The organism is Streptomyces sp. NPDC054840 (genome assembly GCF_053611065.1).
Genome location: NZ_JBSGZP010000291.1, coordinates 1 through 8,631, shown reverse-complemented (window position 1 = coordinate 8,631; position 8,631 = coordinate 1). Strand labels below are relative to the sequence as shown.

Genomic DNA, 8,631 nt, shown 5'->3' with positions numbered 1-8,631 from the left:
TCCGGTGTGGTGCATCGCAAGGCGGAGGGCCGCGGCTCGTACTGGACGTACTCGCGCGGTCCGACAACGCGGCGAGGTGCCGTGCCGGGCGTCGTAACCCGGTGAACCTTTCCGGTCACAGCACTAGATCCGGGGTGGCCTCGTAGAGTGGGCGCCCGGGATGCTCGGCGTCCACACAACCACCGGTCGGTGTCGGGGCCGGCCGAGGTGGCGCGGCTGGTCGGAGCGGTCGCGGACGCCGCGGAACTCACGGCGCTTCCCGGCGACGGTGCGACCGCGAGGGCCGAGCTGCACAGACCTGGCTTCCGCGGCCGCCGGTGAACAGCCGGGGACGGATGTGCGGGCCGAGCCGGCCGCCGTCCGCGCGGGGTGCCGACGTGCGGCTCTCGCCGTCGGCCTGCCCGTTCCCGTCGCCTTCTGGCCCGGAGAACAGCGTCGAAACCACCCCGGTCTCCTTCACCCAGTGGATCCCCGAAACGTCGATCGTGTGCACCACCCCGGGTCGATACACCTGGACCTTCTCACCATCCGCAGGAACTCCGCGGCCCGAGGCGGCGACTGCCCCCGGCCGAGGAACTGCTTCGTGTCTGTGCCTACTGGTAGCAGCCATACGTGCGTCTCGCCTGGGTAGCTGCGGGGTGTGAACGACCAAGATTCTCCACGGACAGAGGCCGAGGACCTGTTGGCGGGGCTGAGCGTGGATGACCGACGGCCGGAACAGCCTGTGCTTCTGGACTCGTCGGGTGCCCCGATCCGCACGTGGCGGGAGAACTACCCGTACGACCGCAAGGTCCGTCGGGCGGAGTACGAGCGGACGAAGCGGATCCTGCAGATCGAGCTCCTGAAGCTGCAGCACTGGGTCAAGGACACCGGTGCCCGGTTGGTGGTGATCTGCGAGGGCCGGGACGCCGCAGGCAAGGGGGGCACGATCCAGCGTTTCACCGAAAGGCTCAATCCGCGCGGGGCTCGGATCGTCGCCCTGACCAAGCCGACCGAGCGGGAGTCGGGACAGTGGTACTTCCAGCGGTACGTCGCCCACCTGCCGGCCGCCGGTGAGATCGTCTTCTTCGACCGCTCCTGGTACAACCGGGCCGGTGTGGAGACGGTCATGGGGTTCTGCACCCCGGACCAGTGCGAGCTGTTCCTGCGGCAGTGCCCCGCCTTCGAGGCCATGCTCGTCGAGGACGGGATCCTCCTGGTGAAGTTCTGGTTCTCGGTCTCCCGCGCCGAACAGCGCACCCGCTTCGCGATCCGGCAGGTCGACCCCGTGCGGCAATGGAAGCTGTCACCCACCGACCTGGCCTCCCTGGACCGGTGGGACGCCTACACCACCGCGAAGGTCGCCATGTTCCGCGCGACCGACACCGACCACGCACCGTGGACGGTGGTCAAGACCAACGACAAACGTCGCGGCCGACTCGAAGCCATGCGCAGCCTGCTGTCGCGCATCGACTACGACCGCAAGGACGAGAAGGCGGTCGGCCGCCCCGACCCCCTCATCGTCGGCGCCGCCGACACCCTCCTCGAGGCCGGCGAGGAACCCGCCGACCTCACCCCCACCCCCCTGGCCGGGCCGCCCCTCGGCCCCGGCCTGCACCCCACCTCGCGGCCCTGACAGGGCGCACGGCGGCACACCGGTCGGGGCGGTGCCGCTGTCCGCGCCGGTCCGCGCGGTGTGTCCCTCGTCCGCGACAGGCCAGGGGCTGTTCAATCGAGCCATGACCAAGCTCGACGATGCGGCTCTTTTCGGAAATCGATTTCTGACGGCGCCCGCTCCCTCGGAGACCTTCCCCGAGGAAGGTATGGCCGCCACAGATGCGATGAGGCTCGTGGATGTGGATCTCGCCATGGAGGGCGACCCGCAGCGCAACCTCGCCACGTTCGTCACCACGTGGATGGAGCCGGAGGCCCAACGGCTGATCGCCGAGAACCTGCACCGCAATTTCATCGACCATGCGGAATACCCGATCTCCGCCGAGATCGAGCAGCGTTGCGTGCGCATGCTCGCCGACCTCTTCCACGCACCGGGCCGGACGACCGGATGCCGGACCCAGGGCTCATCCGAGGCGATCATGCTGGGCGCGCTGTCGTTGAAGTGGAAGTGGCGCGAGCGCCGCCAGGCAGCCGGCCTGTCGACCGACCGCCCCAACTTGATTTCCGGGGGTGACGTCCACGTCGTATGGGAGAAGTTCTGCCGCTACTTCGACGTCGAGCCCCGGATCGTGCCGCTCGCCGAGAACAAGTACACGATCGGTCCGGAGGACGTGGAGCCCCACCTCGACGAGAACACGATCGGCGTCGTCGCCGTCCTCGGCACCACCTTCACCGGCCACATGGACGATGTCGTCGGGATCGACAAGCTTCTGCGGGACGTGCGCAAAAAGCGTGACCTCGACATTCCGATCCATGTCGACGGCGCCAGCGGCGCATTCGTGTGGCCCTTCCTCTACCCGGACTCGAAATGGGACTTCCGGCTCGAGCAGGTCCGTTCGATCAACGTCTCGGGGCACAAATACGGGCTCGTCTACCCCGGCATCGGATGGCTGGTCTTCCGCGAGGAAGCCGACCTGGCCAAAGATCTCGTGTTCTACGAGAACTACCTGGGCAAGACCGACGCGACGTTCACGCTGAACTTCTCCACCGGTGCGTCGATGGTGCTCGCGCAGTACTACAACTTCGTGCGGCTCGGCCGTCAGGGCTACACCTACATCATGAAGATGATGCAGGAGAACGCCCGTACCCTCGCGGACAACCTGACCAGCAGCGGCCGCTTCGAAGTGATCGGCAGCGATCTCGAGCAGCTGCCGCTGGTCGCTTTCCGTCTCGCCGGCAAGCACGCCTACGACGAGTCCGACATCGCCTGGCAGCTCTCGGCCGAGCGGGGCTGGATGGTGCCGGCCTACACCCTCCCGCCCAACGCGGAGAACGTGAAGATCCTGCGGGCCCTGGTCAAGGAGACCCTGAGCCGTGAGCAGATCGACCGCCTGACCCAGGACATCGCCGATGCCTGCCGCACACTGGACGACAAGGGCGCGGCCCACGTGATCGAACGGGCCCAGGTCAAGCGCGGCACCGGCTACTGACGCACACGCATGGTGACACAGCGGAATCGCCGAGCGGCCGGCACTTCGCGCCCCCGCGGGCGCGCGCGGCGGCAGGGCGGCGATCGGGCGCCGGCGAGGCCGATCCGGCCGATGAAGATCACCCAGCGCCGGCCGCGCTCGCGGCATCGGCACCGTGCGGGGCCCGGGGCGCACGCGCAGCATGGAGACATGGCTGTACTCCCGCGGCCTGGTCAACGTGTGAGGACCTCCGCGCCCCGACACCGACCGGGGCCCTCGTCGACCGGCACCCTTTCGAGTGCGGGCCAGCAGAGCTCGGGAATCCGTCCGTGCCCAGCACGCGTCGAGCCTCGTGCGCCCCGACGCATGCCGCCCGGCCTGCCCCGACCGTCCTGCGCAGCTCTCGCAGCCCTTCTTACCGCCGTTCTGAGCACCGTGCCGATCGGCCCCGCCCACGCCTTCACCGGTGCCAACCACGAGGACATCACGCGGGCCGCACTGCCCTGGGACCCCGTCACGCTGACCGAGATGGCCGATGCGCACGACGGAGCGATCAACGCCAACGACCGACCGCCCTACTTCGACGTCGGCCCCTTGCACTGCGACAACGCCGACCACCTCGCCCCCCGCTACGCTCCCGACTACCCGCGGACCCGCGACGAGGCCACCACGGAGCTCCTTGCTTGTATCCGCACCTCCGTCACCCGCTTGCGCAACGCGGTCGAGGCCGCCGACGGCCTCGTCGACGCTGACGGCAAGGTGCGCGCCGACCAGAGCGACCTGTCCTCGCACTGCACGTGGGACGGGAAGCCCGGGCGGGCCAAGTGCGCCGTCCTCGAACAACTCGGTCGCGGATGGCACCAGATAGAGGACTTCTACTCGCACTCCAACTGGAGCGACCGGCCTGCCCCCGGCCCGATCGGCCTCGACAACCCGCCCGGCCTGGAGCGTACGGGCGTGGCGCCCTTTCTCGACATCCGCCGCTACAGCGCCATGAAGGACGCAGACTGGACTCGGGACGCGCGCGAGCGTATCCCTGCGGACCTCGCGACCGGGTGTTACCCCGACATCGATTCCACCGGTGTCAAGCCCCCCGACTGCGCCGGCCGCATCGCCCACAACCGTGTCCTGAACAAGGACACCGTCGCATCCGCCCGTTCGGCGACGGGCGACAACTTCCGTCACGCGACGGCCGGCGCCACCGCCGAGGTCACACGCCAATGGGACGACTTCAAGGCCGAGCTGCTCGCGAAGTACCCCGAGCACCGGCGCGGCGCACAGATGATCTGCGCCCTCGTTCACGATGACCCGGCCGGCACCTGTCCCTGACCGGGTCCATCGCGCGACGCCGCGTCATACCGGTTCCGGGGTGAAGGCACACAACTCGTCGGCTCCGGCCCGTACGACGCCGTAGCTGCTCTCGGGTACCTCGTTCCAGGCACCGGGCAGATCGCCGAGGGGTTCGGACACCACCAGGCGGGTCTCGTCGGACACTTCTTGCAGGAAGGTGACTTCGGGGTGCAGCTTGCGCAGCGAATCCACCCGGCTGCTGTAGAAGAGCGACCGGGAGGCGCCCTGGCTGGAGTAGCGGAAGGCCCACACGGACGTCCCGTCACTTACGGCGACCGTCATCTGCATCGGATACTCCACGCCGTGTTCGTGGCCGATGCGTTCCACCAGCCCCACCATCCGGGCGACGCCGCCCGGAGGGTCCTGCTCGAGGCCATAGGTGAGCGCAAGGTAGAACATGGTCTCCGAGTCCGTCGTCCCCTCGATCTCGGAGTACAGCGCGGGGTCGACGAGCAGGGTGAGGTCCCGCCGCATGCCGTGGAAGCCGGCGACGGAGCCGTTGTGCATCCACATCCAGCGGCCGTGCCGGAACGGGTGACAGTTCGTCTGCTGCACGGCCGTACCCGTCGACGCCCGGATGTGGGCGAAGAACAACGGGGAGGTGACGTGGTCCGCGAGCTCCCGCAGATTGCGGTTGTTCCAGGCGGGGCCTACGTCCCGCATGAGCGCGGGAGTGCCGTCGCTGCCCTCCGGATACCACCCGACGCCGAACCCGTCACCGTTCGTCGTCTCGACACCCAGCTTGGAGTGCAGGCTCTGATCGATCAGTGAGTGGGCCGGTTTGTAGAGGATTGTGTCGAGGAGCTGGGGTGTTCCGGAGTAAGCGAGCCATCGGCACATGAGCGGTCACCTGTTTTCCTCACCTGAACCTGCGGTCATCGCGCCACTCCACCCCACTTGCTTCGTTCTCGAGTGCTGAGAGGGGAGTGGCGCTCTCCCCGTGCTGTGACGAGGCCGCATTCGCTGATCGGGTGGCTGTTATTCCCCCTATTTTTGCTCCCTTCGCCGCGCATCGCCATGCGGAGCATCGGAGGGCGCTCGCTCCGAGAACGCGGAACCGAGAACGGGGACCCGGAACCGAGCCGACCGGCCTTTCGGGGCCACCGGACCGGTGCGGCCCGCATCGATCCTCAATCCCTCCAAGTCACGGGGTGGAGGTTCCAGCGGTGATCAGAGCGCGGACCGCCGGCAGGCCGCCTTCGGCCAGGGCGCGGCGCTGTCGGTCGGCCGCCGTTCCCCGCCGGCGCAGCCGATGGACCAGCGAGGTCACCTCCCGGTGATCACCGTTCTCCTCGAGGGCGGGGCCGATGTACCGAAGGAGGGCGCTCAGCACCTCCCCGCTGCTCCGTAGCCGGCCCGTCGGGTCCACCAGCGTGCTGCCCAGTCCATGTCTGGCCGCATGCCACGTCGCCGCCTGCAGGAGCTCCGGCCGGCATGGCGCGAGAGCGACGCCGTCCTTCTCCTCGGCGACCGCGGTGGCGGCGAGCCCGCGGACGACACCGGCGAGCATCACCGCGTCGTCCGCCTCCAGCTGCACGTCGCAGCAGCGCACCTCCACCGTCGGGTAGCGCTCGGAGAGCCGGGCGTGCCAGTACAGCTGCCCCCGGTCTGGGATCACCCCGGGTTCCACCAGCGCATCGGCCCGCGCCTCGTAGTCGGCGAGCCCCGCGAAATGCGGTGGCGGGCCGCTGACCGGCCAGCGGCCGAAAATGATCGTGCGCCAGCTGGCGAAGCCGGTGTCCCGCCCGTCCCACAGGGGCCCGTTCGACGACATCGCCAACAACGTGGGAAGCCAGACGCGCAGCCGGTTCAGGACAGCGACCCCGGTCTCGCGGTCGGGCATCCCCACATGGACGTGCATCCCGCAGATCAGCTGCTCATCGACCAGCAAGCGGGCCTCTTGCTGCATCTTGGCGTACCTCGCCGTGCCGGTGATGGGTACGGGCGAGGCCGTTCTGACCGGCGCGGTGGCAGAGACTGCGATGCGGCAGCCGGTCGCCTGCGCGGCGGCGGCGACTGCCTGGCGCAACCGCAGGAGATGGCCTCCCACCTCCACGAGGGCCGTGCACACCGGGGTGGCGACTTCGATCTGAGCCTGCAACAGCTCGTCCTGGACCTCTCGCTCCTCCGCGATCGGTGCCAGGCGGGCCGAGGCACGCACTTGCTGTACGAGTGGGGTAGGGCGGAGTGTCTCCGGGTCGACCAGCAGATACTCCTCTTCGACCCCAACAGTGATCATGCTGGGTGGTACCCATAACCGGGTGTGACCACCCAGGTGAGGGGCGAATGCCACACAATGGGGCGCAATCCCGTGCCTCTCGCACGCGTTCGGCCATGGCGCGGCGGGGGACTGCTCTGCCGATCCACGCGTGGCGCCGAACGGTCCGTGGGTCCGTCAGCCGGTCGGGAGTTCCTCCGCAGGCGGCCGGGCGCGCACCGCGTCGACGGGCCCGGTGGTCGGGCGCGTTCGGGCTCGGCCCGGCTCGGCCGGCGGGCGTACGCGGGCTGGGCTACGGCTTCGTCGAGCGCGGCTGGGTCGACGGGATGCGCGGGGTGAAGAAGAGGGCGAGCAGCGCGGCGAAGGCCAGGATGGCGAGTGCCGCGCTCAGGCCGTCGAGCCTGGCGGCGGCGTTCGCGTCCAGCGCCGCCTGGGACACCTCCGCGCTCACGCCTGCCTCGTCGAGCGCGGTCTCCAGCTGGGCGTCGGACAGGAACGGTGCACCGCTCTGGAGCTTGACGGTCGCCTGGCTCGTCACGCTGTCCGGGACCGCCGGATTCGCCCCGACGCTGGTCAGGAAGGAGGACGTGAGCGCGGCGATCATGATCGATCCGGCCAGTGCCGTACCGATCGAGGCGCCGAGGTTGGTGACGGCGTTCTGTACGCCGCCGACTTCCGCACTCTGCGCCTGCGGCACCGCGGACACGGTGACCGACCCGAGCTGGGACGCCAGCGCTCCCATGCCGAGCCCGATCAGCAGCAGAGGGACGGTGACGACCTCCGCGCCGGCGTCCAGGTCGAGCGCGGCCATCAGGACCACCGCTCCCGCGAGCAGCGCGAGGATTCCGAGCCGCACCACGCGCCGGGGCGAGACGTACGGGAGGTAGCGCGGGATCAGGGTCGCGGCCGCCAGCAGACTCACCGAGAGCGGCAGGAGGCGGGCACCGGTCTCCAGAGCCGACAGGCCCAGGGCGACCGACAGGTAGAGCGGGACGACGAAGAACACGCCCATCTGCACGAGGTACTGGAAGAAGAACATCGTCAGGCCGCCGGTCAGCTGCCTGTTCTGCAACATGCCGGGATCGACGAGGGGATCCCCGCCCCGCTCCCCGACCCGGGCCTCCCAGCGGAGGAAGAGCCAGATCAGGAACAGACCCGCCAGCATCAGCCAGACCGTCAGGGACACCCCGATCCACGAGGGGGCCTCGGGCTTCGGCTGGAACCAGCCCCATTCGTCGGACCGGAGCACGCCGTAGACGAAGATTCCGAGTCCGGCGGCGGAAAGCACGACGCCGACGAGGTCGATGCGCCGGCGTTCGGCCGGCGGTGCGTCCTCGATGCGGCGCGTGAGCAGGAGGATGCCGAGCACCACCAGGACCTCGCCGGCGAAGACCCACCGCCAGGAGAAGTACGTCGTCGCGATGCCGCCGATGAGCGGCCCAACCGCGATCGCCACGGCACCTGCCGCCACGACGAGTCCGTAGGCGGCGGGGCGGCGTTCGACGGCGAAGTTGCCGGCGACGAGCGCCACGATCGCCGGCAGGATGAGAGCCGCTCCGATCCCCTCCAGGAACGCCCAGCCCAGCAGCAGCACGCCAAGGTTCGGTGCGAGCGCGGTGGTGAGGGAGCCGGCCCCGTAGATGCAGCAGCCGATCATGAACGCGCGTTTGCGGCCGATCAGCGCCCCGATCTTGCCGCCGGGGATCATGAACATCGCCATCACGAGGGTGTAGGCGGTGATCGCGCCTTGGATACCCGACACGGTGGTGCCCACGTCCTCGGCCACCGTGGCGATGGAGACGTTCATGACGGAGCTGTCGAGCGCCATCAGGAACTGTCCGGACGCTAGGGCCAGCAGGACGAGTCGTGCTTTCGCCGTGCTCTTGGACGTGCCTGCCTGGGATGACATGGACGCAGGGTCCCAGGCCGCGCAGGGGCCGGGCGGACAGACCCGCCGGGCGGTCGGCCGGATGGGGGCTTCTCCGGGGCGGCCCCGTGTCC

The 8,631-nt window shown here is 69.4% G+C and carries 6 protein-coding genes; 3 read left to right on the top strand and 3 right to left on the bottom strand.

Annotation, left to right across the window (positions count from 1 at the left end):
• The first annotated feature begins 640 nt into the window (after positions 1–640).
• The 3 genes from ppk2 to ACWGIU_RS20845 all read left to right on the top strand — a co-directional run bounded on the left by ppk2 (position 641) and on the right by ACWGIU_RS20845 (position 4,391).
• Positions 641–1,615, top strand: coding sequence for a polyphosphate kinase 2 (ppk2, locus tag ACWGIU_RS20855; RefSeq protein WP_453707894.1), 975 nt, complete (start codon positions 641–643; stop codon positions 1,613–1,615).
• Between the two features lie 103 nt (positions 1,616–1,718).
• Positions 1,719–3,083 carry a glutamate decarboxylase gene (locus tag ACWGIU_RS20850; RefSeq protein ID WP_453707892.1) on the top strand — a complete coding sequence of 455 codons (1,365 nt, stop codon included), beginning with the start codon at positions 1,719–1,721 and terminating at the stop codon, positions 3,081–3,083.
• Positions 3,084–3,497: 414 nt separating this feature from the next.
• The gene (locus tag ACWGIU_RS20845; RefSeq protein ID WP_453707890.1) at positions 3,498–4,391 is read left to right on the top strand and encodes a CinY protein; all 894 of its coding nucleotides are present in this window, start codon (positions 3,498–3,500) and stop codon (positions 4,389–4,391) included.
• A gap of 24 nt (positions 4,392–4,415) precedes the next feature.
• On the opposite strand, the gene ACWGIU_RS20840 is transcribed toward ACWGIU_RS20845, so the two are convergent.
• The 3 genes from ACWGIU_RS20840 to ACWGIU_RS20830 form a co-directional block, all read right to left on the bottom strand.
• A complete protein-coding gene (locus tag ACWGIU_RS20840) occupies positions 4,416–5,252 on the bottom strand; it encodes a class II glutamine amidotransferase (protein ID WP_453707888.1) in 837 nt (278 codons plus the stop codon).
• Positions 5,253–5,556: 304 nt separating this feature from the next.
• Entirely contained in the window at positions 5,557–6,651 is a 1,095-nt protein-coding gene (locus ACWGIU_RS20835; protein WP_453707886.1) for a carboxylate-amine ligase, read from the bottom strand.
• 271 nt (positions 6,652–6,922) lie between these two features.
• Positions 6,923–8,539, bottom strand: a complete 1,617-nt coding sequence (locus tag ACWGIU_RS20830; RefSeq protein WP_453707884.1) for an MFS transporter — start codon at positions 8,537–8,539, stop codon at positions 6,923–6,925.
• Between the last annotated feature and the right edge of the window lie 92 nt (positions 8,540–8,631).